Genomic DNA, 23,409 nt, shown 5'->3' with positions numbered 1-23,409 from the left:
GAGATGAAACCAAGACGATTTTTATCTCATGCACTTTTTTTATAATCCAATTTTTGATACAATAAGCAAGACCAAAATAGAAGGAGTTGGTAGTGTCGGTGAAAGAATTAAAAGTAACAGATTTAACCAAAACATATGGGGAAAAAACACTATTTGATCATCTTTCTTTTTTGATTCATGAAAAAGATCGCATTGGTTTAATTGGGATTAACGGCACAGGGAAAACCAGTTTATTAAATATTATTGCTGGCGTAGATAGCGGTGATGGTGATCTTGCTGCGATTCAGCAGCCAAGTGATTATCAAATTGGGTACCTTTCCCAGAATCAAACATTTGACGAGAATATTACGATTGCAGAAGCCGTGTTTCAGGGAGACAGCCCGATCATAAAAGCGGTCAAAAATTATGAATTAGCGTTAGCTGCTTTAAGTGAGAATGGTTTAGACGAAGGGGTTCAAAGACGTTACACGCAAGCAGAAGAAGCCATGAATAAACAAGATGCTTGGACAGCAGATACCAATGCAAAAATTATTTTACAAAAATTAGGCATTCCCACATTGGAAAAGAAAATAGGTGAGCTTTCTGGTGGACAGTTAAAACGAGTAAGCTTGGCGCAAGTCTTAATTGAAGCGCCTGATTTACTGTTATTGGATGAACCAACGAACCATCTGGATTATGAAACGATTGAATGGCTGGAAAACTTTTTAAATAACTATCGTGGTGCGGTTTTAATGGTGACCCATGACCGCTACTTTTTAGATCGAGTAACCAATCGGATTTTCGAACTTTCTTTTGGAAAACTGTATGAATACAAAGGAAACTATGAAACGTATGTGATGGAAAAAGCCGAACGTGAACGTGTCGCTGTAGAACAAGAAGAAAAAAGAAAACGCCTCTTCAAACAAGAACTTGCGTGGATGCGAGCAGGCGTTCAAGCACGAGGAACGAAACAGCAAGCAAGAATTGATCGGTTTCAGGATTTAAAAGAAAACTTGCATCAGGTACAAACCAATGGCACCTTAGAAGCAGACTTTGCCACGCAGCGTTTAGGGAAAAAAGTTCTGGAAATCAAGGAAGGAAATTATGCCATTGATCATAAACAGCTTTTGAAAGACTTTAATTTACTCATTCAAGCAAACGATCGAATTGGCATTACTGGTAAAAACGGTGCAGGCAAATCCACGTTATTAAATATTTTAGCTGGCCGCATTCCTTTAGAGAGTGGCCTATATAGTATCGGTGAAACCGTCCGAATTGGCTATTATACCCAGCAAAACGAAGAAATGGATCCTAATCAACGGATGATTGCTTATTTGCAAGAAGCAGCAGAAGAAGTGAAACGCAGTGATGGAAGCAGCGTTGGGGTCGCTGAAATGTTAGAGCGCTTTTTATTTCCTCGTTTTATGCACGGGACACTGATTGGCAAACTGTCTGGTGGAGAAAAACGCCGGTTATATCTCTTAAAATTATTAATTAGTCAGCCTAACGTGTTATTATTGGATGAGCCAACCAACGATTTGGACATTGATACGTTGACCATTTTAGAAGATTATATTCAAACGTTCAAAGGAGCGGTAATTGCGGTTTCTCATGACCGTTATTTCTTGGATAAAACAATGGATAAATTGTTAGTTTTTCAAGGAAATGGTCAGATCCTATCATTTTATGGCACGATGAGTGAATATTTGGCGAACCAAAAAGAACAAGAAAAGGTCAAAGAAAAACCACTCAATAAACCAGTAAAAGAAGCATCGACAGAAAAGAAAGAAAAAACAAAGCTGACTTATATGGAACAAAAAGAGTGGGCAACAATTGAAGAAGATATCACACAATTAGAAACGAAATTAGAAACATTAACTGAAGAAATGAATCATCAGGGTGATGATTTTGTTCGTTTACAAGAATTGCAAGAAGCAGTAACAGCAACGGAACAATTGTTAGAAGAAAAAATGAATCGTTGGGAATACTTGAGTGAATACGCGGATTAAGAGACGGAGGGAATAAGATGGAAGAAGCATACTTAGCGCTAGGAAAAAAGATTTTAGAAGAAGGTCATTTTAAAGAAGACCGTACAGGAACTGGGACGTATAGTTTATTTGGCTATCAAATGCGTTTTGATTTGGCCAAAGGATTTCCCTTACTAACAACCAAACGAGTACCGTTTGGCTTGATTAAAAGTGAGTTATTGTGGTTTTTAAAAGGCGACACGAATATTCGCTATTTGTTAGAGCGAAATAATCATATTTGGGATGAATGGGCGTTCGAACGTTACGTAAAAAGCGCAGATTATCAAGGACCAGACATGACGGATTTTGGGCATCGTGTCTTACAAGATCCAGCGTTTGCAGAACAATACAAAGAAGAACATCAAAAATTCTGTGATGCCATTTTAAATGATGCAGAATTTGCAGAAAAATATGGTGAATTAGGGAATATTTATGGTGCACAATGGCGTCACTGGGAAACCAAAGACGGTAGCTTTATTGATCAATTAGCTAATGTGATTGAAATGATTAAAACCAATCCTGATTCTCGTCGTTTAATTGTTTCTGCTTGGAATCCAGAAGATGTGCCTTCAATGGCGTTGCCGCCTTGTCACACTATGTTTCAATTTTATGTAAATGAAGGAAAATTAAGCTGTCAACTTTATCAGCGCAGTGCCGATGTTTTTTTAGGTGTTCCTTTTAACATTGCAAGCTATGCTTTATTGACACATCTGATTGCACATGAAACAGGTTTAGAAGTGGGGGAGTTTGTACACACGCTAGGAGATGCCCACTTATATCAAAATCATGTGGAGCAAATGCAAGAACAATTATCACGAGAAGTTCGTTCTTTCCCAACGCTCGTTTTGAATCCAGACAAGGCTTCTGTTTTTGATTTTGATATGGAAGATATTAAAGTAGAAGGCTATGACCCACATCCAACGATTAAAGCGCCGATTGCCGTATAAAAAAGGAGAGAGAAGCTATGTTAGCAGCCATTTGGGCCCAAGATGAACAAGGAGTGATTGGTAAAGAAGGCAAATTGCCTTGGCATTTACCCAACGACTTGAAATTTTTCAAGGAAAAAACAATTCATAATACATTGGTCTTAGGACGTGCAACTTTCGAAGGCATGGGATGTCGTCCGTTACCAAATCGAACAACGATTGTTCTTACCAGTAATCCGGATTACCAAGCTGAAGGCGTTTTGGTTATGCATTCCGTAGAGGAAATTCTTGCGTATGCTGACAAGTATGAAGGCGTGACCGTTATTGGTGGAGGTTCTGTCGTTTTTAAAGAACTGATTCCCGCATGCGATGTCTTATATCGGACGATGATTCATGAAACATTTGAAGGCGACACCTTCTTTCCAGAAATCGACTGGTCTGTTTGGGAAAAAGTTGCCACTGTTCCCGGCATCGTGGACGAGAAAAATCTCTATGCACATGACTATGAAACGTATCATCGAAACGATAAATAATAAAATGAAGGGAGGCATGAGCAATGCCGACATTGAAAGAAAAAATTATTCAAGAGAGTCAACGTTTAGGCATCGATAAAATCGGCTTTACTCATGCTGAACCATTTATTGAATTAGAAGATTCTCTGCATGAACAACGAGAGCGAGGATATAACTCGGGGTTTGAACATCAAAATGTGGAAGAACGAATTTACCCAGAAAAAACGTTTGAGCATCCTAAAAGTATTATCTCCATTGCTTTAGCTTATCCCACCAAAGCTCAGGAAAAAATGCCTAGAGATGAAAAGCGTGGACAATTTGCGCGAGCCTCTTGGGGAATTGATTATCATCACATTTTGCAGGATCGGTTGCAAAAATTAATTGCTTTTATTGAAGAGCAAGCTGCCACTGAAGCAGAAAAAGAACACTGGCGCTTTCGGCCACAAGTAGATACTGGCGAATATGTTGACACCGCTGTTGCTCAGCGGGCGGGTTTAGGATTCATTGGTAAAAATGGTCTACTGATTACCGAAGAATTTGGTTCCTTTGTATATTTAGGTGAGGTGACCACCAACATTCAATTTGAACCAGATGAACCTGTTCCAAATGGTTGCGGTGATTGTACTCGTTGTATCACAGGGTGTCCTACAGGGGCTTTGTTAGGGGACGGTCGAATGAATGCTCAAAAATGTTTGTCTTATCAAACGCAAACAAAAGGCATGATGCCTGAAGAGTATCGGAAAAAAATGCGTAACGTCATTTATGGTTGCGACATTTGTCAGCTGGTTTGCCCTTATAATAAAGGAAAAGATTTTCATTTTCATGAAGAGATGGAACCAAAGATTGAAGAAGTCTATCCCAAATTGGCACCGTTATTAACTATTTCCAATAAAGAATTTAAACAGCAATTCGGACACTTAGCAGGCTCTTGGCGTGGTAAAAAACCATTGCAACGGAATGCTTTAATTGCGTTAGCGAATTTGGGCGGCCGTGAAGCTATCCCACAAATTATTCTCTGTTTAAATGATCAGCGTCCTGTCATTCGCGGAACAGCTGCTTGGTCGTTAAGTCAGCTCGCAAAAAGAGAACCTGAGCAAAGTTTAGAAGCTTTAAATTATCTACTTTCTGTAGAAACTGAAGAAGAGGTTATCGAGGAAGCTCAAAAGGCTATTCACTTGTTAACAAGCAAAAAAGGAAGCCGCTCAACGGAGTGACTTCCTTTTTTTATTAAATATGATTGCGATATAAACCAACAACTTTACCTAAAATTGTAACGTTATCTAAAAGAATAGGCGCTAATGCATCGTTTTCAGGCTGCAAGCGGATATGATCTACTTCTCGGAAGAATCGTTTACAGGTTGCTTCATCTTCATCGGTCATTGCGATTACGATGTCGCCATTATTGGCATTCGATTGCTTACGAACAATCACTTGGTCGCCATCTAGAATACCTGCGTTAATCATACTTTCTCCTCGAATCATCAACATAAATAAAGCATTTTCTTCTGTACGTAAATCAGGAGGTAACGGGAAGAAATCTGATGCTTCTTCCACCGCTAAAATTGGTTCACCAGCAGTTACGACACCTAACATCGGAATAGTTGTCGGTTGAATTCCGATCTTTTCCAAGCCTTCTGGTGTTAATTCGATTGCTCGCGGTTTTGTTGGGTCACGTAAGATTAGACCCTTTTTTTCAAGACGAGCTAAATGTCCGTGAACGGTAGAAGTTGAGGATAAATCAACAGCCTTCCCAATTTCGCGAACGGTTGGCGGATAACCCTTTAATTCGACTTGTTCGTATATATATTTAAGTACTTCTAATTGTCTTGTTTCTGTACGTTTCGCCAAAACCCGCACCTTCTTTCAATTGATAAAATTAGTGTACCATAAAATGCGAACGAAATCAAACAAGCGTTCGTGTTTTATAAATATCAGAATATAGTTGTTTTTTTAAGGCAGTTCTTATAATATAGACAGTGAGAGTAAGGAGGGATTTTGATGTTATCGAAAGAAAAAATTGCCCGTATAAATGAATTAGCGAATAAAGCAAAAGTGGAAGAACTTAGTGCGAAAGAAAAAGTCGAACAACAAGAATTACGTAAAGAGTATTTAGAAGCATTTCGTGGAGGGATGCGTCACCATATCGAAGGAATGAAGGTCGTGGATCAAGAAGGGACCGATGTGACTCCTGAAAAACTAAAAAAAATTCAACGTGAAAAAGGACTTCACAACAGAAAGTAATTGCTTTCATTGTCGAAATAAGCTACACTATGAATAAAGGTAAAAAAAACCTAAATTAGGAGATGATTTTTTTGTTTGACAAGACAGATCAATTGGGCGTTAATACAATCCGGACATTAAGTATTGAAGCCGTACAAAAAGCGAACTCAGGACATCCTGGTTTACCAATGGGTGCTGCCCCAATGGCGTATGCACTTTGGACAAAACATTTAAAGGTGAACCCAACAACTTCTAGAAACTGGGTTGATCGTGATCGTTTTGTACTTTCAGCAGGCCACGGCTCTGCAATGTTGTACAGCTTATTACATCTATCAGGATACAACGTAACAATTGACGATTTGAAAAATTTCCGTCAATGGGATAGTAAAACACCAGGGCATCCAGAAGTGCACCACACAGATGGTGTTGAAGCAACAACAGGACCTCTAGGACAAGGGATTGCTATGGCTGTTGGTATGGCAATGGCTGAAGCGCATTTAGCTGCAACTTATAATCGTGATAGTTTCCCTATTATGGATCATTATACGTACGCAATTTGTGGTGATGGCGATTTAATGGAAGGTGTTTCTCAAGAAGCAAGTTCAATGGCTGGTCATATGAAATTAGGTAAATTAATTGTCTTGTACGATTCAAATGACATCTCATTAGATGGACCAACTTCTAAAGCCTTTACTGAAAATGTTGGGGCTCGTTATGAAGCATACGGATGGCAACATATTTTAGTTAAAGACGGCAATGATTTAGATGAAATAGAGGCTGCGATTGAAGCGGCTAAAGCTGAAACAGATAAACCAACACTGATTGAAGTTAAAACAGTCATCGGTTACGGAGCACCAAAAGAAGGAACATCTTCCGTTCACGGCGCGCCAATTGGTGAAGAGGGCATTACAGCGGCTAAAGCTGTTTATGGTTGGGAATATCCTGACTTTACTGTGCCAGAGGAAGTCGCTGCTCGTTTTAAAGAAACGATGATTGACGAAGGCCAAAAAGCTGAAGAGGCTTGGAATGAGATGTTTAAGAACTATGAACATGCGCATCCAGAATTAGCCAAACAATTTAAAGAAGCTTTTGCCAACCAATTACCTGAAGGTTGGGAACAAGAATTACCTAAATATGAACTAGGAACAAGTGCCGCAAGTCGTGTAACAAGTAAAGAAACGATTCAAGCTATTTCAAAAGTTGTTCCAAGTTTCTGGGGCGGTTCAGCTGATTTATCTGCCTCAAATAATACAATGGTTGCTGCAGAAAAAGATTTCGAACCTGGTCAATACGAAGGCCGTAATATTTGGTTTGGTGTTCGCGAATTTGCAATGGCTGCAGCAATGAACGGGATTCAATTACACGGTGGTAGCCATGTTTATGGCGGGACATTCTTCGTCTTTACTGACTACTTGCGTCCAGCAATCCGTTTAGCCGCTTTACAAAAAGTTCCTGTAACTTACGTCTTAACGCATGACTCTGTTGCGGTGGGTGAAGATGGGCCAACACACGAACCAATTGAGCAATTAGCAAGTGTTCGTTGCATTCCAAATGTTCATGTGATTCGTCCAGCAGACGGCAATGAAACTGTTGCTGCTTGGAAAATTGCTATGACTTCTACGGAAACACCAACTATTTTAGTTCTAAGTCGTCAAAACTTACCTGTTTTAGAAGGAACGTTAGAACACGCTTCTGATTCTGTTCAAAAAGGTGCTTATGTATTGTCACCACAAAAAGGTGAACAACCATCAGGGATTTTAATTGCGACTGGTTCTGAAGTAAATCTAGCAGTGGAAGCACAAGCTAAATTAGCGGAAGAAGGCATCGATGTATCTGTCGTGTCAATGCCAAGTTTTGATTTATTTGAAAAACAATCTGCTGAATATAAAGAAAGTGTGTTACCTAAAGCTGTGACAAAACGTGTGGCGATTGAAGCTGCAGCAAGCTTTGGTTGGGAACGCTATGTAGGAACAGAAGGCAAAACAATCACAATTGATCACTTCGGCGCTTCTGCACCTGGCGGTCTAGTTCTTGAAAAATTCGGCTTTACTCCTGAAAATGTGGTTAATACCTATAAATCACTATAAATAAACATTAAAAAACCTGAATGCTTGTGATAGCATTCAGGTTTTTTTGCTTCATTTCTTTTTGGGAGCAAAGAGCATAAAGTGAAAAAATAATGCGAACAATTGGAACCCAATACCAGTTAAAGTAACACCAGACCAACCATAGTTTTGCCACATTAATGTACCAATCAATGAACCCAGTGAACCGCCGATGAAATAGAAAAACATAAAGACGGTATTGTTACGATTGCTGGCTTCTTCTCCCAAATTTTGGACGCGTGTTTGATTGGCTACTTGCCCAAATTGAGTACCGATATCTAAAACAATAATTGCTAAGATTAGTAAGACCACATGTGTTCCACCTAGAAAAAGTAAGATAAAACTACCGAACTGCATCAACAGGCCAATCAAAACAATCTTCCGCTCTGGATAATAATCGGATAGACGACCAATGATGGGTGCTACGAATGCTCCCGATAAACCAAAAATTGCTAAAATACCGACTTCTTTCGGTCCCCAATAATAAGCTGGACTACTAACAAAGAAAATTAATGTAGACCAAAAGATTGAAAAGGTTGCAAACATAAAAAAGCCATTGACAGTTGCTTCTCTTAACAAAGGTTGCGATTTGATTAGCTTAGGAAGACTTTTCAAAGAACCTAAATAAGTTAATCGATTTGAAGTTTGAGTATGTATCACTGTTTTGGGCAATTTTAATTGAAGTAGAACGACCAATGCTAACACGAATATTACGGCGATTAGGTAGACTGTTCGCCAAGAAGCTGCACTAGCAATGAAACCCGAGATCGTTCGAGACAATAAAATTCCTGTCAATAGTCCGCCCAGCATTCGACCTGTTACTTTACCACGGTTCGCTGGTCCCGCCATGACCGCAGCATAAGGAATAATAATTTGGGCGACAATAGAGAGCAGCCCGATAAAAAAAGAAGAGAGTGCAAACAGGAGAAAACTTGGTGCAAAAAATGCAGCACTTAGAGACAGCGAGGAGAGCGCGGCTACTCGAATGATTAATTTGCGACGATCAACGACATCGCCTAATGGAACAAGAAAAAGTAAGCCTAGCGCATAGCCTAATTGGGTCAGCATAGTAACAAAACCAATAGAACCAATACTGACTTGAAAGGCCTGAGCAATTTGGGTGCCAATTGGTTGAATATAATACATATTGGCGACCACGACCCCGCAAGTTAACGCTAATAAAAACGTCACTTGATTTGTTAAACCCGATTGTTGTTTCTTCATCTAACCACCTACATTTCTATGTAATTCATTTTGTAATACAACAACTACTCGGCAATAGTTGTTTTGATTACAAAAACAGACTTCTCTTATAAAGTTTGTTCAAAAAGTGACAAGTCCATTAAAAATTTTATCACAATAAATAAAGAAAAGTAAGAGGATAAATAACAAAAATCTCATCAAATTGAAAAGAAGAAGTGGTTGTTTTCACAAGTGTGAAGAGGGTTAATTAAATACAAACAAGATTTCAATTACATTACAGAAATTTTAAAACTCAAAATTTAATACGTTTATTTCTTGTTTCAATAGGAAATTAACGGTAAAATAGAAAAGTGAGACAGTGAGGAGGAAAAATGAATGAGCGAACAGTTAACAAGAAGTAGTAAACATATTCAAAAAGCTCTTAAAAAGCAAAAAGCTTATAAACGTGCTACCGCCGTTGCGGGGACTTCAATGATTTTAGCACCTGTGGTTGGTGCTGCGGTACCTGCCCAAGCAGAATCAAGCCAGCAAGCATTTATTAATGAAATCGGAAATTCAGCAGCAGCCGTTGCCAATAGCAATGATATGTATGCTTCCGTCATGATTGCTCAAGCGTTGCTAGAAAGTAGTTATGGTAGTTCTGGGTTAGCATCTGCACCGAACTATAACTTGTTTGGTGTAAAAGGAAGTTATAATGGACAATCTGTTTATATGCCAACAAAAGAATATTTAGACGGACAATGGGTGACCGTCACAGCAGCATTTAGAAGTTATAATTCTTATGCGGAATCGTTCCAAGATCATGCCAATGTTATTCGTTCCACTGCTTTTGGGGATACATACCATTATTCAGGCGTTTGGAAGAGTAATACTAGCAGTTATCGCGATGCAACAGCCGCTTTAGCTGGAAGTTATGCAACTGATCCAGGCTATGCCGAAAAATTGAATTGGTTAATTGAAGCATATAATTTAACTCAATATGATTGGGGAACACCAGTCGCTCAAACCACTAGTTATTCAGATACAACGGGAACCGTTGATACAACAATCGATACAGCGGCTTCTGCAACAGCAACAGCAGAAACTGTAGCTAGTCAAAGTTACACTGTCGCAAACGGCGACACATTGTGGGACATTGCTGCACGTTTTGGAACGACAGTTGATAATTTAATGTCACTAAATGGATTAACATTGGATTCTGTTTTATCGGTGGGTCAAACCATCCAAATCGGTTAATTTTGCAATTATTTAGTTGAAGAAGGACCTTACAAAAGCGGCAGTTTTTGTAAGGTCTTTTATCGTGAAAATAGGTAGTGCCAGCAGCAATTATTGGATGAGTATAATCCGTTTTTTTATTTAATTTTTCACAAACTAAAATTCGTTTTTCTGGTAGAAATCGTTTTTTTGAGCTATGCTTAGAGAAAGAATTATTATATTGTTTGTAAAATTGGAGGATGTAGGATTATGACTAAAGGTTATGTAAAATCAGTAACAGAGTTAATTGGTCAAAGCCCAGTTGTGAAATTAAAACGGATGGTACCAGAAGGAGCTGCAGATGTTTTTGTTAAACTAGAGTTCTTTAATCCTGGTGGCAGTGTGAAAGATCGAATTGCTTTAAGCATGATCCAACAAGCCGAAGCAGATGGTCGCCTAAAACCTGGACAAACGATTATTGAGCCGACTAGTGGTAATACAGGCATTGGGTTAGCAATGGTAGGTGCTGCGTTGGAATATCCAGTTAAGATTGTGATGCCAGATACTATGAGTATTGAACGCCGCAAATTAATGCAAGCATATGGGGCTGATCTATTATTAACCCCTGGTGCCGAAGGAATGAAAGGGGCAATTGCAAAAGCTACAGCATTAGCAGAAGAACACGGGTACTTCATGCCTTTGCAATTTAATAATCCAGCTAATCCAATGGTACATGAACAAAAAACAGGAAAAGAAATTGTTGATGTCTTTGGTAAACGTGGCTTAGATGCGTTTGTTTCTGGTGTTGGCACTGGAGGAACCGTTACAGGAGTTGGCCATGAATTGAAACGGATTTTTCCAGATATTGAAATTGTTGCAGTAGAACCAACGGAGTCGCCTGTTTTAGAAGGTGGCGAACCAGGTCCACATAAAATCCAAGGAATAGGCGCTGGTTTTGTCCCAGAAGTTTTAGACACCACCGTTTATCAAAAAGTTGCCGCTGTTTCTAGTGAAGACGCATTAGAAACTGCTCGTTTAATGGGGCCAAAAGAAGGTATCCTTGTGGGGATTTCAGCAGGGGCAGCAATTAAAGCTGCCATTGATTTGGCAGTCGAATTAGGCGCAGGCAAACGTGTCTTAGCGCTGGTTCCAGATAACGGTGAACGTTATCTTTCGACAGCTCTTTACGAATTTCCAGAATAAAAAACACGCCAAAAAACGAGCATTTCTCTTAGTTTAGTAAAATGCTCGTTTTTTCCACGAGAATCCTACAATAATTCTTGTCAATCGTAATAAGAAATAGTATTATTTAAGAAAGATAGACAGGGGAGGGATACAAAGATGGACAACGTATTGGTTAAAAATGCACTTGCTGAATTAAAAGAAGCCAATATCCGAATTACTCCGCAACGTTATGCTATCTTGGAATATTTAATCGAAAATCATACACACCCAACAGCTGATGAAATTTATCGCGCACTAGAAGATCATTTTCCAAATATGAGTGTAGCAACGGTTTACAACAATCTACGTTTATTTACTGAAATCGGTTTCGTTCAAGAAATGAGTTATGGCGATGCATCTAGTCGTTTTGATTTTAGTTCGAAGAAACATTATCACGTGATTTGTCAAAAATGTGGTAAAATCGTTGATTTTCATTATCCAGGGTTAGAGGACGTTGAAATGGCCGCTAGTAAATTAACAGGCTTCGAAATTAATGAACATCGTTTAGAATTATATGGATTATGTCCAGATTGCCAACAAGCACAACAGGAGAATGTGTAAAAAATTACATACTGTTAAAAATTTATCAAAAGATAAGTCACTTGTCTAGGCAAATTTCACAAGCGTAAGAGTTTTCACTCTTATGCTTGTTTTTTTGTGTGGTTATTGACTTTTAAATTCTTAAAAACAAAAAATTAACTAGCTATTATTAAGAATTAGCAACAGTTTGTGAATTTTTTTATATGCGATTCACAAGCATAGAACTCGAATAAGCTTGATTCCTCTGATATATTTTAAACAGACAGAGGGAGACGTCACCTCTGCAAAACAAAGATTGTGAAAGAAGGGATTTACAACATGAAAGTCGTAGTCGTAGGATGTACCCATGCTGGAACTTCAGCAGTTAAAAGTATTTTAGCAAATCACCCGGAGGCGGAAGTCACTGTATATGAAAGAAATGACAATATTTCCTTCCTATCTTGCGGAATTGCCTTGTACGTTGGAGGCGTAGTTAAAAATGCTGCTGATTTATTTTATTCAAATCCAGAAGAACTGGCTTCTTTAGGAGCAACAGTGAAGATGGAACACAATGTTGAAGAAATCAACGTGGACGACAAAACTGTTATAGCGAAAAACTTACAAACGGGTGCAACTGAGACCGTTTCTTATGATAAATTAGTGATGACAACTGGTTCTTGGCCAATTATTCCACCAATTCCAGGAATTGATGCTGAAAATATTTTATTATGTAAAAACTATTCACAAGCCAACGTGATCATCGAAAAAGCGAAAGATGCCAAACGTGTCGTTGTCGTTGGTGGCGGTTATATTGGTATTGAATTAGTAGAAGCTTTTGTAGAATCAGGTAAACAAGTTACTTTAGTTGACGGGTTAGACCGCATTTTAAATAAATATTTAGATAAGCCATTCACAGATGTTCTAGAAAAAGAATTAGTTGATCGTGGCGTTAATTTAGCTTTAGGTGAAAATGTCCAACAATTCGTAGCAGATGAGCAAGGAAAAGTGGCAAAAGTTATTACACCAAGTCAAGAATTCGAAGCAGATATGGTGATTATGTGTGTTGGTTTCCGTCCAAATACAGAATTATTAAAAGATAAAGTTGACATGTTACCAAACGGTGCAATTGAAGTCAATGAGTATATGCAAACAAGCAATCCTGATATTTTTGCTGCGGGTGATAGTGCAGTTGTTCACTACAACCCAAGTCAAACAAAAAATTATATCCCATTAGCAACGAATGCTGTTCGTCAAGGTATGCTAGTAGGTCGTAATTTGACTGAACAAAAATTGGCTTATCGTGGCACACAGGGAACTTCTGGCTTATATTTATTCGGTTGGAAAATTGGTTCAACAGGTGTGACAAAAGAAAGTGCCAAATTAAACGGACTAGATGTCGAATCAACTGTTTTCGAAGATAACTATCGTCCAGAGTTTATGCCAACAACTGAAAAAGTTCTGATGGAATTAGTCTATGAAAAAGGAACACAACGCATTGTTGGTGGTCAATTGATGTCTAAATATGATATCACACAATCTGCCAATACTTTATCATTAGCGGTCCAAAATAAAATGACTGTCGAAGATTTAGCGATTTCTGATTTCTTCTTCCAACCACATTTTGATCGCCCTTGGAACTACTTAAACTTATTAGCCCAAGCCGCTTTAGAAAATATGTAATTAATAATAATAGAAAAAGGATGAAGAACAGAAGTTCTTCATCCTTTTTGTTAGTCACTAAGCGCTCCAGTTGTTTGGTTCATTAATGCCATTAATTGCTCTTTCGTTGTTCGTTTGATAGAAAGAGGGGGGAGATTATCTAAAGAAAAATAAGCACAATTCGAGGTTTCAATGTTTTTTTCAAAGGGATGATTTTCTAAAATCTCACAAGAAAAGATCATTTTATAGTACTGAAATAGTTGAGGAATGTCTTTTCGTTTATCTGTATCATAAACAGCAAGCAATTCTTTTGCTGTAACAACTAAGCCAGTTTCTTCCAATACTTCTTTTTCAATATTTTCTTTAGGGGAGCAGCCAATTTCGGCATAGCCACCAGGTAATGACCATTCTTTGGTCCGTAAATCTTCAACTAATAAAAAACGATTCTCTTTTTTTATTAAACCGCGAACATCTACTTTCGGTGTTGGATAACCTTCTTCTTTAGTTAAGATTTTTTCTAAGTCGGGCAAAACAGTCGCTTCGGGTCCGGTTGCGCTAATAAGTTGTAACGTAAGTTCTCGTAGTTCTTGGTAACGTTCTTGATCAAAAGCATCTTTCCCGTAAAAAAGACCTGCATCCGCCAATGCTAGCAACCGCTTATAGGTGTTCAGATAATCCATATACGCACGCTCCTCATAGACTTAATACGTTTAGTTTAACAGAAAAAAATAAAGAAAGGGCAGATTTAGCGAGAAAAGGCGTCGTTTTAAGGAAATAATAAAGAATAAATGACTAACTTACATTTTTAAACTACCTATGCTATTATTTAATAAAAAAGATTGGGTATACAATAATTTTGTTATGTAAACAAAAAGGAGGTTGTAAATTGAAAGAATTTACAATTATAAGGGAAAAAAATGCAGATAAAAAGACTCAGGCAGCACAAGAAGTATTGTTTAATCTTCCAGAATGGTTTGGCCTTGAAAAAGAGACCCGCAAGTATATCGATATAGCTAGCACTTTACCTATGTGGGTGGCAAAGGATGTAGAGAATAAAATACTCGGTTTTATAACACTTTCAGAAACAAGTAAAGATACAGTAGAAATCCATTGTATGGCAGTTAAAAAGCGGTATCATCGCAAAGGTATCGGCAAGTTATTGATAGAAAGCGTGGAAACGTATTCTAAAAATAACTATTTTTTTATTCAAGTCAAAACAGTTGACGAAGGAAATTATTCCGTGTACGATCATACTATTCGTTTTTACGAATCATTGGGTTTTAAGCGCCTTGAGGTTTTTCCGACATTATGGGACGCTTGGAATCCTTGTTTAATTTTAATTAAACAGTTGATTTAATCTACAAAGGAGTTTTAGTATGTCAGTATTTATTAGAGAGTGTACCGTCGCAGACGTACCAGAATTAGAGGCCATTTGCCAAGAGACTTTTGCAGATACTTATGGAGATGGCGAAAACGAAAAGGATTTACAGGCACATTATGAGAGGAAATTTAGTCCAGCAGTTTTAGAAAGCGAAATCTTACATAAAGATTCGCAATATTTCTTTGCTTTTTATAATAATGAACTTGCAGGTTATGTGAAATTAAATCACGGTGATGCTCAGATTACCTATCAACATCCACAAGCGTTACAAGTTGAGCGCATTTATATTCGTAAATCTTTTAAGCGTTTAGGCTTAGGCAAACATTTGATTACGAAAGCAATTGAATTAGCGGAAGAAGCAGAAAAAGAGACGGTTTGGTTAGGTGTTTGGGAACATAATCATCCAGCGCAAAAATTTTATCAATCATTGGGCTTCGTAAAAACAGATGAACATGATTTTTATATGGGAAATGAACGCCATACCGATTATACAATGACGAAACAGTTAAAAGAGTCAACGTAAAGCAAAAACAAGGAAACGGACGCAATGAAGCCGACGATTCCTTGTTTTTTTATCTTAAAATTGTGAAGGAGATTTTCCATAATATTTTTTGAATAATTTACTAAAATGATAGGCATCTTCGTAACCAACCGTTTTTGCTACTTCTTTGACACTTAAGGAATCATTTTTCAGCAATTCTTTCGCATGGTTTAAGCGGATTTGAATTAAATAATTGATTGGCCCAACGCCTGTGGCCGCTTTAAAGGTTTTCGACAAATAAGTCGGGGTCACATATAGCATTTCAGCTAACTGTTCCAAAGTAATTTCTTCGTCATGGTGCGTTTCCAGATAATAAATCGTATGATTGACTAAATTTCGTTTTCTTTTTTCCGTTTTCGATAGCCGAGTTTCAATTTTATTTTCTTGATCAACTGCTAAGCTTCTTAAAATATAAACCAATAGCTCAATAACTAAAGCTTTAATTTGTAACGCTGATTCAACTTCTTGATGGTTTAATTCATGAACAATTTGCCAAGCTTTTTCTAAAAAAGCACCATGTAAATGACTTAAATCTAATAAAGCTGATTTATTTGGAAATACGTTTCGCTCTAAGCCTTCTAAATAGAGATTTGAAATGCCAATGTGTAGTTGATGTGAGTAAGTTCCTGCTTTTTGTTGCTCACCATGTTCCGTTCGCGGATTAAAAAGAAACACCGTACCAGCAGTGGCATGGTACTGTTGCCCTTGAACAATATATTCAGATTCACCTTCTAAAAGAATAGATATTTCCAGAAATTCATGATGATGACAATTATAAGGGTGGGTCTCTTCGTTCCAAGGATCGAAGGCATATAAAATTTCAGGATTAAACGTTCGACTATTTGTGTAGTTCATAAAAAATCACTCCTACTTGTATCCGCTTTCTATACTATATTGTACATCAAAATATACAAGAATGCCCATTTCTTTTCCTATAAAAAAACAGTAATCTTATACACGTCCATAAAAACAAGAGAGAGTAGGGGAGAAAATGAATAGTTTTGAATGGATTTGGCAATATGCTAAAAAAAATAAGAATAAGTTACTGCTAGCTGTTATTTTTGTCGTTATTAACGCTATTTTAATTGTTATTATTCCATTGTTATCTGGCAGAATTGTAGACCAAGTAATCAATCAGGGGAAAACTGAAGAGCTTGTCCCAATTCTTGGGATTATGATTGGGGTGACCGTTATTCGGACAGTTGTTCGTTATAGTTATCAAGTCTTGTTTGAATCGGTTGGACAATCTGCGTTATTTGACTTAAGAAAAGATATGTATGTCAAACTTCAAGAATTAGATTTTGATTTCTTTAATCATACACGTGTTGGCGATATTATGGCGCGAATGACAGGGGATACAGACGCTATCCGCCATTTTGTTTCTTGGGTCACTTATAACCTCTTAGAATGTATTTTATGGTTCATCGCAGCCGTGATTGTGATGGGGACGATCAATTGGCAATTGATGCTGGCATTAATTTTAATTACACCTTTGATTTTTCTGTTAACACAAAAAATGTCGAAGGAATCGCATCCGGTATTTTTTGAGATTCGGGAAAGTTTTTCTCGGTTAAATTCAATGGTCGAAGAAAATATTGGTGGAAATCGGGTGGTTAAAGCTTTTTCTCAAGAACCTTATGAAATTGAAAAGTTTAACAAGCACAATGAAGACTATAAAAAATGGAATATGGCTTCCGCAGATGTCTCTAAAAAATATTTACCGTGGTTAGACGGTTTTGCAGGTAGTTTAAATGTTATTGCCTTAGTTCTTGGTGGCCTCTTTGTAATTCAAGGTCGGATGACAATTGGTGATTTAGTTGCCTTTAACGGCTTTCTCTGGATGTTGAACATGCCGATGCGAATGAGTGGCTGGTTGATCAATGATGTGCAACGCTTTACGGCATCGTCCATTAAAATTCGTCAGTTATTAGCAACGAAACCGAAGATTCCCATTGCTCGGGAAAAAGAAGCAGAACCAATCCAAGGTTATGTGACGTTTGATCACGTGTCCTTTCATTTTTCAGATGATCCAGAAACCCCTATTTTATCGGATGTTTCATTTTCAGCAAAACCTGGTGAAACAATTGGTATTTTAGGGGAAACTGGTTCAGGCAAAACCACTTTAGTTAACTTAATCGCTCGGTTCTATGATCCAACAAAAGGCACTGTTTATATTGATGGAAAAGATGCTAAAAGCTATTCTGTTCGTAAATTGCGAGAAAATATCTCCATGGTTATGCAAGATGTCTTTCTTTTTTCCAATACAATAGAAGATAACATTGCTTTTGGTAACACATTGGCTAACTTGGAACAAGTGCAAATGATGGCTGAAATTGCTGATGCCCATAGCTTTATTTCCAGAATGCCCGAAGGTTATGCAACAATTGTTGGTGAACGCGGCGTTGGCCTATCTGGTGGCCAAAAACAGCGGATTTCACTGGCCCGTGCCTTAACCAAAGATCCAGCTATTTTAATTTTAGATGACACAACTTCCGCTGTTGATATGGAAACAGAATCAAAAATTCAAAAAGAACTAGGTCGTTTGACGGAAAAGAAAACGACATTTATTATTGCCCACCGAATTTCTTCTGTGAGAGAGGCCAATTTAATTTTGATGATGGAAAAAGGCCGTGTGGTGGAAAGCGGTACGCATAGCGAATTAGTCGAACAAAAAGGCAAATATTTTGACGTATATCAAAAACAATTAGGTCTGACAAAGGAAGGTGAGTCGCGTGGCTAGAAATACGTTTGATGTGGATGAGACTTTAGAAAAAGAATTTAATTGGTCTCATTATAAACGATTAGGCGCCTATATTAAGCCTTACAAAAAAGCTGTTTTTAAAACATTATTTGTCATCATATTAGCTAATCTGGCAAGTATGTTAGGCCCTTACTTTACTAAAATTGCGATTGACCAAGTAATTCCACAAAAGAATCTCTCGTTACTCTTGATACTAGGGGCTATTTTCCTATTTTCCTTGGTGATTATTGGTTGGTGTATGCGTTATCGAATATATGCCATCACAGAAATTGGACAAGATATTTTAAAAGATATGCGTTTTTCAATTTTTGAGCATCTACAAAAATTACCATTTTCTTACTTTGACAGTCGGCCGCATGGAAAAATCTTAATTCGGGTGGTCAATTACATCAATACGTTAAGTGATTTACTAAGTAACGGATTGATCAATTTAATTTCTGATTTATTTAATGTGATTATCACCTTAATCTTCATGTTATTTATTGATGTGAAATTAACCTTATACAGTTTGCTGCTATTGCCTGTGTTGTTCGTGATGGTTCTATTTATCCAAGGGAAACAACGGAAAGCTTACCAAGAGCTTAGCAATAAACAATCAAACTTAAATGCCTATATTCATGAAAGTATTTCAGGAATTAAAATTACACAATCTTTTGCACGAGAAGATGAAAATTTCCAAATTTTTAACGAGGTAAGCGAAGAATATCGTCAATCCTTTATGAAAGCTGTGCGTGTCCAGTATTTATTATGGCCAGCAGTGCAAAATATATCCGTCATTACGACTTGTTTTATCTATTTCGTAGGAATCCGTCAATTAGGTGTGTCCGTTACTACTGGGACGCTAATTGCTTTTATCGGTTATATCAATAACTTTTGGAATCCGGTCATCAATATTGGTAACTTCTACAATTCTCTGATTACTGCAACTGCCTATTTGGAAAGGATTTTTGAAACGATGGATGTTGTTCCAGAAATTCAAGATGCGCCGCACGCTATTGAGTTGCCGCCAATTAAAGGAACCGTCGACTTTCAGCATGTTTATTTCCGTTATGAAGAAGGAAAAAATATTTTGACCGATGTTAGTTTTCATATTGAGCCAGGACAAACAATCGCCTTGGTTGGGCCAACAGGTGCGGGTAAAACAACAATCATCAATTTGTTAAGTCGTTTTTATGATGTGAATGAAGGGGCCGTTAAAATTGATGGTTATGATGTTCGCGATGTGACACTCCGTTCGTTAAGAAAACAAATGGGGGTAATGCTTCAAGATACGTTTATTTTTTCAGGAACGATTATTGAAAACATTCGGTACGGAAATTTAGCAGCCACAGAGGAAGAAGTCATCCAAGCCGCAAAAATTGTTCGTGCGCACGACTTTATCAAGGATTTAAAAGATGGCTATGAAACAGTTGTGGAAGAGCGGGGTAGTACACTCTCGGCAGGACAACGCCAATTAATTTCATTTGCTCGTGCTTTACTGGCAGATCCCAAAATTTTAATTTTAGACGAAGCAACCTCCAGTATTGATACAAAAACAGAAGAATTGTTACAAGAAGGACTACAACAACTTCTGAAAGGACGGACATCGTTTATTATTGCTCATCGACTTTCTACCATCAAAAATAGCGATAAAATTTTCTATATTGATGGTGGTTGTATTGTGGAAGAAGGATCTCATGATCAACTAATGGCAAAACATGCGTTATATCATCATTTATATCAATCGCAATACGACTTATTAAAGAGCTAGATGATAAAACAGAGAAAATTCTTAGTTGAATCTTTCTCTGTTTTTCTGTATCGTAACCTTAACAAAGGAAAAAATGATGAGGTGCCAAATGAAACGGAATTTTGAAGTGGAATTAACAACATTATGTATGATTAGAAATCAGAAAAATGAAATCCTTGTGCAAGAACGACAAAAAAAGGATTGGCCTGGTTGGACGTTCCCTGGCGGACATGTTGAAAAAAACGAGGGCATGGAAACAGCCATGGTTCGCGAACTCCTTGAAGAAACAGGATTAGTGCTGAAGCCACAATTAGTAGGTGTTGCAGAATGGCTGAATGATTGTTCAGGTGCGCGGGAATTAGCCACATTATTCATTGCAGAAACAGCGGATGAACTACCAGAAGAAACGGAACAACCCTTGTTTTGGGTCACTGAAAAAGAATTGCGAGAAGGTCCTTTAGCTGGCAGTTTAGCAGAACTTTTCCCAGTATTTTTTGGCGAAAAGCAATTTTATTTTAAAAATAATACAGCTTAATGATTCAAACCTAAAAGATTAAATCAATCCCACTTATTAAAAGAGAGGAAATCTAAAATTAAACATTGCTATTTATAAGCAATGTTTGCTATTCTTAATAAAAGGGAATTAATTTTTTATATAATGAGGGGGAAAAAGTGTGTTAAAAAGAAAAGTGGGGATTGTCGCAGGCGTTTTCTGTTCAGCTTTGTTACTGACAGGTTGTGGCAAAAGTGCGAAAGATGAGTTCATTCAAGGAATCGGCAATCAAAACGCACAAGAATCTGGGGTTTGGGATTTCTCTATGTCAATTAGTGACATGAAATTTTCACAAGAAGATGGTGCACAAACGAATCCTATGATTGGGATGCTCATCACGCAAATCAAAGACGCATCGCTTTCTGGGAAGATTCAAGTAGATGCCAAAAAAGAAAAAGCATTCAACTTAGAGATGAAATTAAAAGCGATGGGAATGGATGTACCGATTTCATTGGTTGGATCGTTAGATAACGAGGGCAAAGAGCCAAAACTCTATTTAGCAACAGATATGATGGAATATATTGTCGCTGTCGCAGACTCAATGACTGACGGTGCTATCGATAGTTCTCAGTTAGATACAGAAAAACTAAAAGGAAAATACATTGATCTTTTAGCCATGAACGAGGAAAGTACGAAAGAATGGCAAGATACAATCAAAGAGTATCAAGAATCGGAAAAAGAACGAAAACAGTCTGCTAAGGAATACAAAGAGTTTTTAGAAGGATTAGACAAGGATACGTTCGAGAAAAAAGGGGACACCATTACCCATACGTTTACAAAAAAAGAATTACAAAAGTTAATCAAAATTACGACAGAAGCATCTGAGAAAGGTAAAGAACAAGATCCTTTCGAAAAAGTCAAAGATGTTTCTGCCAAAGTTTCTGTTAATACAAAAGAAAATAAAACAAATATGTTGATTAATGTGAAACCGCAGCAAGACAAGAACGTTGACATGGGACTTGAATCATTATCTAGTAAAATTAGCATTACACAAAAAGCCAAAAAAGCGACGATTTCAATGCCTAAGAAAGAAAATATTTTATCAGAACAAGAAGTTGAAAAAATATTTTCCGATAGCACCTCTATGACAGGTCTATCGACTGAAGACACGACTGTTGCGATCAATCAATAACGCTGAATGACCAATAAAAACGGTCCCTCAAAAAAAGTAACGAAAGACCTAGCATGATTGGGATGCTAGGTCTTTTTTGAATAAAAAAACAGCATTTTAGTTTTCTTTGAATTATTGGTTGTTATTTTTGGTGGTGTAAACAGTTTAAAGTTAATACATTTGTTTTTGATTTAAATTCTACTGCTATTTTTAATCATTCTATTAAATAACAAATGTTTTCGAGTGTTTTTAAGCATTATTTTTGTTATGCAGAGTGTTTTTTTTATACAATGAGTATAATTTTAGATGAAGGAGTGTTTTAGGTGAAAAATCAACATTTAACTACGTCACAAGGAAGTCCAGTTGGCGATAATCAAAATTCGCTAACTGCAGGAGAATTTGGTCCTGTCCTAATCCAAGACGTTCATTTATTAGAAAAATTAGCTCATTTTAATCGTGAGCGCGTACCAGAACGGGTTGTTCATGCCAAAGGTGCTGGTGCTCATGGGATTTTCAAGGTGAGCCAATCAATGGCACAATATACTAAAGCCGATTTTTTATCTGAAGTTGGCAAAGAAACACCTTTATTCGCTCGTTTTTCAACTGTAGCTGGAGAGTTAGGTTCATCAGATACATTGCGTGATCCTCGCGGTTTTGCGCTTAAATTCTATACAGACGAAGGAAATTACGACTTAGTTGGCAATAATACGCCCATTTTTTTCATTCGTGATGCAATTAAGTTTCCAGATTTTATTCATAGCCAAAAAAGAAATCCGCGGACGCATTTGAAAAGTCCAGAAGCTGTTTGGGATTTTTGGTCTCATTCACCGGAAAGCCTTCATCAAGTAACAATTTTAATGAGTGATCGTGGCATTCCGCTATCGTTCCGTCACATGCATGGTTTTGGTAGCCATACGTTCAAATGGGTCAATGCTGCTGGAGAAGTATTTTTTGTTAAATATCACTTCAAGACGAATCAAGGAATCAAAAATCTAGAGAGTCAATTAGCAGAAGAAATTGCTGGGAAAAATCCCGATTTCCATATTGAAGATTTGCATAATGCAATTGAAAATCAAGAATTTCCTTCTTGGACATTATCTGTGCAAATTATCCCGTATGCAAATGCGTTAACAATGAAAGAAACTCTTTTTGATGTAACAAAAACGGTTTCTCAAAAAGAGTATCCGCTGATTGAAGTTGGCACGATGACTTTAAATAGAAATCCAGAGAATTATTTTGCAGAGGTTGAACAAGTAACCTTTTCACCAGGAAATTTCGTTCCTGGTATTGAAGCTTCTCCGGATAAATTATTGCAAGGACGTTTGTTCGCTTATGGGGACGCACATCGTCATCGCGTGGGCGCTAATAGTCACCAATTGCCAATCAACCAAGCAAAAGCGCCTGTAAATAACTACCAAAAAGACGGCAATATGCGTTTTAACAATGGCAATAGCGAAATTAATTACGAACCAAATAGTTATACTGAAACACCAAAAGAAGATCCTAAGGCGAAAATTAGTTCCTTTGAAGTTGAAGGAAATGTTGGTAATTATAGCTATAATCAAGATCACTTTACACAAGCAAACGCTTTGTATAATTTGCTGCCAAGCGAAGAAAAAGAAAACTTAATTAACAATATAGCGGCATCTTTAGGTCAAGTGAAAAATCAAGAAATCATCGCGCGTCAAATTGATTTGTTCACTAGAGTAAATCCAGAATATGGAGCACGTGTCGCACAAGCCATCAAGCAACAAGCATAATTTAT

Annotated in this window: 21 protein-coding genes; 17 read left to right on the top strand and 4 right to left on the bottom strand. The window is 37.4% G+C overall.

Annotation, left to right across the window (positions count from 1 at the left end):
- Window positions 1-98: 98 nt before the first annotated feature.
- The 4 genes from IGI80_RS17495 to queG are packed head-to-tail and all read left to right on the top strand — an operon-like array spanning window position 99 to window position 4,658.
- Window positions 99-1,988 carry an ABC-F family ATP-binding cassette domain-containing protein gene (locus tag IGI80_RS17495; RefSeq protein ID WP_002365663.1) on the top strand — a complete coding sequence of 630 codons (1,890 nt, stop codon included), beginning with the start codon at window positions 99-101 and terminating at the stop codon, window positions 1,986-1,988.
- A gap of 17 nt (window positions 1,989-2,005) precedes the next feature.
- Entirely contained in the window at window positions 2,006-2,953 is a 948-nt protein-coding gene (locus tag IGI80_RS17490; RefSeq protein ID WP_002357569.1) for a thymidylate synthase, read from the top strand.
- A gap of 17 nt (window positions 2,954-2,970) precedes the next feature.
- A complete protein-coding gene (dfr, locus tag IGI80_RS17485; protein WP_002365665.1) occupies window positions 2,971-3,465 on the top strand; it encodes a trimethoprim-sensitive dihydrofolate reductase in 495 nt (164 codons plus the stop codon).
- A gap of 23 nt (window positions 3,466-3,488) precedes the next feature.
- A complete protein-coding gene (gene queG / locus IGI80_RS17480) occupies window positions 3,489-4,658 on the top strand; it encodes a tRNA epoxyqueuosine(34) reductase QueG (protein ID WP_438724221.1) in 1,170 nt (389 codons plus the stop codon).
- A gap of 13 nt (window positions 4,659-4,671) precedes the next feature.
- On the opposite strand, the gene lexA is transcribed toward queG, so the two are convergent.
- The gene (gene lexA, locus IGI80_RS17475; protein WP_002389348.1) at window positions 4,672-5,292 is read right to left on the bottom strand and encodes a transcriptional repressor LexA; all 621 of its coding nucleotides are present in this window, start codon (window positions 5,290-5,292) and stop codon (window positions 4,672-4,674) included.
- Window positions 5,293-5,442: 150 nt separating this feature from the next.
- Here lexA and IGI80_RS17470 point away from each other — a divergent pair, with 150 nt between their 5' ends.
- Together IGI80_RS17470 and tkt are read left to right on the top strand one after the other, a co-directional pair.
- Window positions 5,443-5,685, top strand: coding sequence for a DUF896 family protein (locus IGI80_RS17470; protein ID WP_002382327.1), 243 nt, complete (start codon window positions 5,443-5,445; stop codon window positions 5,683-5,685).
- Between the two features lie 71 nt (window positions 5,686-5,756).
- The gene (tkt, locus tag IGI80_RS17465) at window positions 5,757-7,751 is read left to right on the top strand and encodes a transketolase (protein WP_002357564.1); all 1,995 of its coding nucleotides are present in this window, start codon (window positions 5,757-5,759) and stop codon (window positions 7,749-7,751) included.
- A gap of 51 nt (window positions 7,752-7,802) precedes the next feature.
- Here tkt and IGI80_RS17460 read toward each other — a convergent pair whose 3' ends face one another.
- Window positions 7,803-8,993 (bottom strand): MFS transporter, encoded by a 1,191-nt coding sequence (locus IGI80_RS17460; protein ID WP_002357563.1) that lies wholly within the window; start codon window positions 8,991-8,993, stop codon window positions 7,803-7,805.
- 354 nt (window positions 8,994-9,347) lie between these two features.
- Between IGI80_RS17460 and IGI80_RS17455 the strand changes: the two genes are divergently transcribed.
- From IGI80_RS17455 to IGI80_RS17440, 4 genes are all read left to right on the top strand, one after another.
- Entirely contained in the window at window positions 9,348-10,208 is an 861-nt protein-coding gene (locus tag IGI80_RS17455) for a glucosaminidase domain-containing protein (protein WP_010819999.1), read from the top strand.
- 228 nt (window positions 10,209-10,436) lie between these two features.
- On the top strand, window positions 10,437-11,369 hold the full coding sequence (gene cysK / locus IGI80_RS17450) for a cysteine synthase A (protein ID WP_002360296.1): 933 nt from the start codon (window positions 10,437-10,439) through the stop codon (window positions 11,367-11,369).
- A gap of 138 nt (window positions 11,370-11,507) precedes the next feature.
- Window positions 11,508-11,951, top strand: a complete 444-nt coding sequence (locus IGI80_RS17445) for a Fur family transcriptional regulator (protein ID WP_002357560.1) — start codon at window positions 11,508-11,510, stop codon at window positions 11,949-11,951.
- 297 nt (window positions 11,952-12,248) lie between these two features.
- Complete coding sequence (locus IGI80_RS17440; RefSeq protein WP_438724220.1) at window positions 12,249-13,589, top strand: NADH oxidase; 1,341 nt, start codon at window positions 12,249-12,251, stop codon at window positions 13,587-13,589.
- Window positions 13,590-13,639: 50 nt separating this feature from the next.
- Here the strand turns inward: IGI80_RS17440 and IGI80_RS17435 are convergent, their stop codons facing one another.
- Entirely contained in the window at window positions 13,640-14,248 is a 609-nt protein-coding gene (locus IGI80_RS17435) for an NUDIX hydrolase N-terminal domain-containing protein (RefSeq protein ID WP_002363964.1), read from the bottom strand.
- A 176-nt stretch (window positions 14,249-14,424) separates the two neighbouring features.
- On the opposite strand from IGI80_RS17435, the gene IGI80_RS17430 reads away from it, so the two are divergent.
- The gene (locus IGI80_RS17430) at window positions 14,425-14,925 is read left to right on the top strand and encodes a GNAT family N-acetyltransferase (protein ID WP_002382331.1); all 501 of its coding nucleotides are present in this window, start codon (window positions 14,425-14,427) and stop codon (window positions 14,923-14,925) included.
- Between the two features lie 19 nt (window positions 14,926-14,944).
- A complete protein-coding gene (locus IGI80_RS17425) occupies window positions 14,945-15,472 on the top strand; it encodes a GNAT family N-acetyltransferase (RefSeq protein WP_002361836.1) in 528 nt (175 codons plus the stop codon).
- Between the two features lie 54 nt (window positions 15,473-15,526).
- On the opposite strand, the gene IGI80_RS17420 is transcribed toward IGI80_RS17425, so the two are convergent.
- Window positions 15,527-16,345 carry a helix-turn-helix transcriptional regulator gene (locus IGI80_RS17420; RefSeq protein WP_002363966.1) on the bottom strand — a complete coding sequence of 273 codons (819 nt, stop codon included), beginning with the start codon at window positions 16,343-16,345 and terminating at the stop codon, window positions 15,527-15,529.
- Window positions 16,346-16,481: 136 nt separating this feature from the next.
- Here IGI80_RS17420 and IGI80_RS17415 point away from each other — a divergent pair, with 136 nt between their 5' ends.
- The 5 genes from IGI80_RS17415 to IGI80_RS17395 all read left to right on the top strand — a co-directional run bounded on the left by IGI80_RS17415 (window position 16,482) and on the right by IGI80_RS17395 (window position 23,404).
- Complete coding sequence (locus IGI80_RS17415) at window positions 16,482-18,230, top strand: ABC transporter ATP-binding protein (protein WP_002357553.1); 1,749 nt, start codon at window positions 16,482-16,484, stop codon at window positions 18,228-18,230.
- Window positions 18,223-20,001, top strand: coding sequence for an ABC transporter ATP-binding protein (locus IGI80_RS17410; protein WP_438724219.1), 1,779 nt, complete (start codon window positions 18,223-18,225; stop codon window positions 19,999-20,001). Before IGI80_RS17415 ends, IGI80_RS17410 begins: the two co-directional genes overlap by 8 nt.
- 88 nt (window positions 20,002-20,089) lie before the next feature.
- Window positions 20,090-20,515: an 8-oxo-dGTP diphosphatase gene (locus IGI80_RS17405; protein WP_002394459.1), complete on the top strand. Its 426-nt coding sequence runs from the start codon at window positions 20,090-20,092 to the stop codon at window positions 20,513-20,515.
- A 139-nt stretch (window positions 20,516-20,654) separates the two neighbouring features.
- Window positions 20,655-21,665 carry a hypothetical protein gene (locus IGI80_RS17400; RefSeq protein WP_002366704.1) on the top strand — a complete coding sequence of 337 codons (1,011 nt, stop codon included), beginning with the start codon at window positions 20,655-20,657 and terminating at the stop codon, window positions 21,663-21,665.
- Between the two features lie 302 nt (window positions 21,666-21,967).
- The gene (locus tag IGI80_RS17395) at window positions 21,968-23,404 is read left to right on the top strand and encodes a catalase (protein WP_438724218.1); all 1,437 of its coding nucleotides are present in this window, start codon (window positions 21,968-21,970) and stop codon (window positions 23,402-23,404) included.
- The last annotated feature ends 5 nt before the right edge of the window (window positions 23,405-23,409 follow it).

Origin of the sequence: Enterococcus sp. DIV1420a (assembly GCF_051712165.1) — a bacterium.
Lineage (GTDB): Bacteria > Bacillota > Bacilli > Lactobacillales > Enterococcaceae > Enterococcus > Enterococcus faecalis.
Note: the sequence above shows the minus strand (reverse complement) of the source record. Positions and strands in the feature narration are given on the sequence as shown.

Excerpts from the sequence above, each read along its gene's own strand:
- cysK (WP_002360296.1), top strand. The coding sequence starts at position 10,437 with ATGACTAAAGGTTATGTAAAATCAGTAACAGAGTTAATTGGTCAAAGC.
- IGI80_RS17435 (WP_002363964.1), bottom strand. The coding sequence starts at position 14,248 with ATGGATTATCTGAACACCTATAAGCGGTTGCTAGCATTGGCGGATGCA.
- IGI80_RS17445 (WP_002357560.1), top strand. The coding sequence starts at position 11,508 with ATGGACAACGTATTGGTTAAAAATGCACTTGCTGAATTAAAAGAAGCC.
- IGI80_RS17420 (WP_002363966.1), bottom strand. The coding sequence starts at position 16,345 with ATGAACTACACAAATAGTCGAACGTTTAATCCTGAAATTTTATATGCC.
- IGI80_RS17415 (WP_002357553.1), top strand. The coding sequence starts at position 16,482 with ATGAATAGTTTTGAATGGATTTGGCAATATGCTAAAAAAAATAAGAAT.
- IGI80_RS17425 (WP_002361836.1), top strand. The coding sequence starts at position 14,945 with ATGTCAGTATTTATTAGAGAGTGTACCGTCGCAGACGTACCAGAATTA.
- IGI80_RS17455 (WP_010819999.1), top strand. The coding sequence starts at position 9,348 with ATGAGCGAACAGTTAACAAGAAGTAGTAAACATATTCAAAAAGCTCTT.
- IGI80_RS17405 (WP_002394459.1), top strand. The coding sequence starts at position 20,090 with ATGAAACGGAATTTTGAAGTGGAATTAACAACATTATGTATGATTAGA.
- dfr (WP_002365665.1), top strand. The coding sequence starts at position 2,971 with ATGTTAGCAGCCATTTGGGCCCAAGATGAACAAGGAGTGATTGGTAAA.
- IGI80_RS17490 (WP_002357569.1), top strand. The coding sequence starts at position 2,006 with ATGGAAGAAGCATACTTAGCGCTAGGAAAAAAGATTTTAGAAGAAGGT.
- queG (WP_438724221.1), top strand. The coding sequence starts at position 3,489 with ATGCCGACATTGAAAGAAAAAATTATTCAAGAGAGTCAACGTTTAGGC.
- IGI80_RS17440 (WP_438724220.1), top strand. The coding sequence starts at position 12,249 with ATGAAAGTCGTAGTCGTAGGATGTACCCATGCTGGAACTTCAGCAGTT.
- IGI80_RS17460 (WP_002357563.1), bottom strand. The coding sequence starts at position 8,993 with ATGAAGAAACAACAATCGGGTTTAACAAATCAAGTGACGTTTTTATTA.
- IGI80_RS17470 (WP_002382327.1), top strand. The coding sequence starts at position 5,443 with ATGTTATCGAAAGAAAAAATTGCCCGTATAAATGAATTAGCGAATAAA.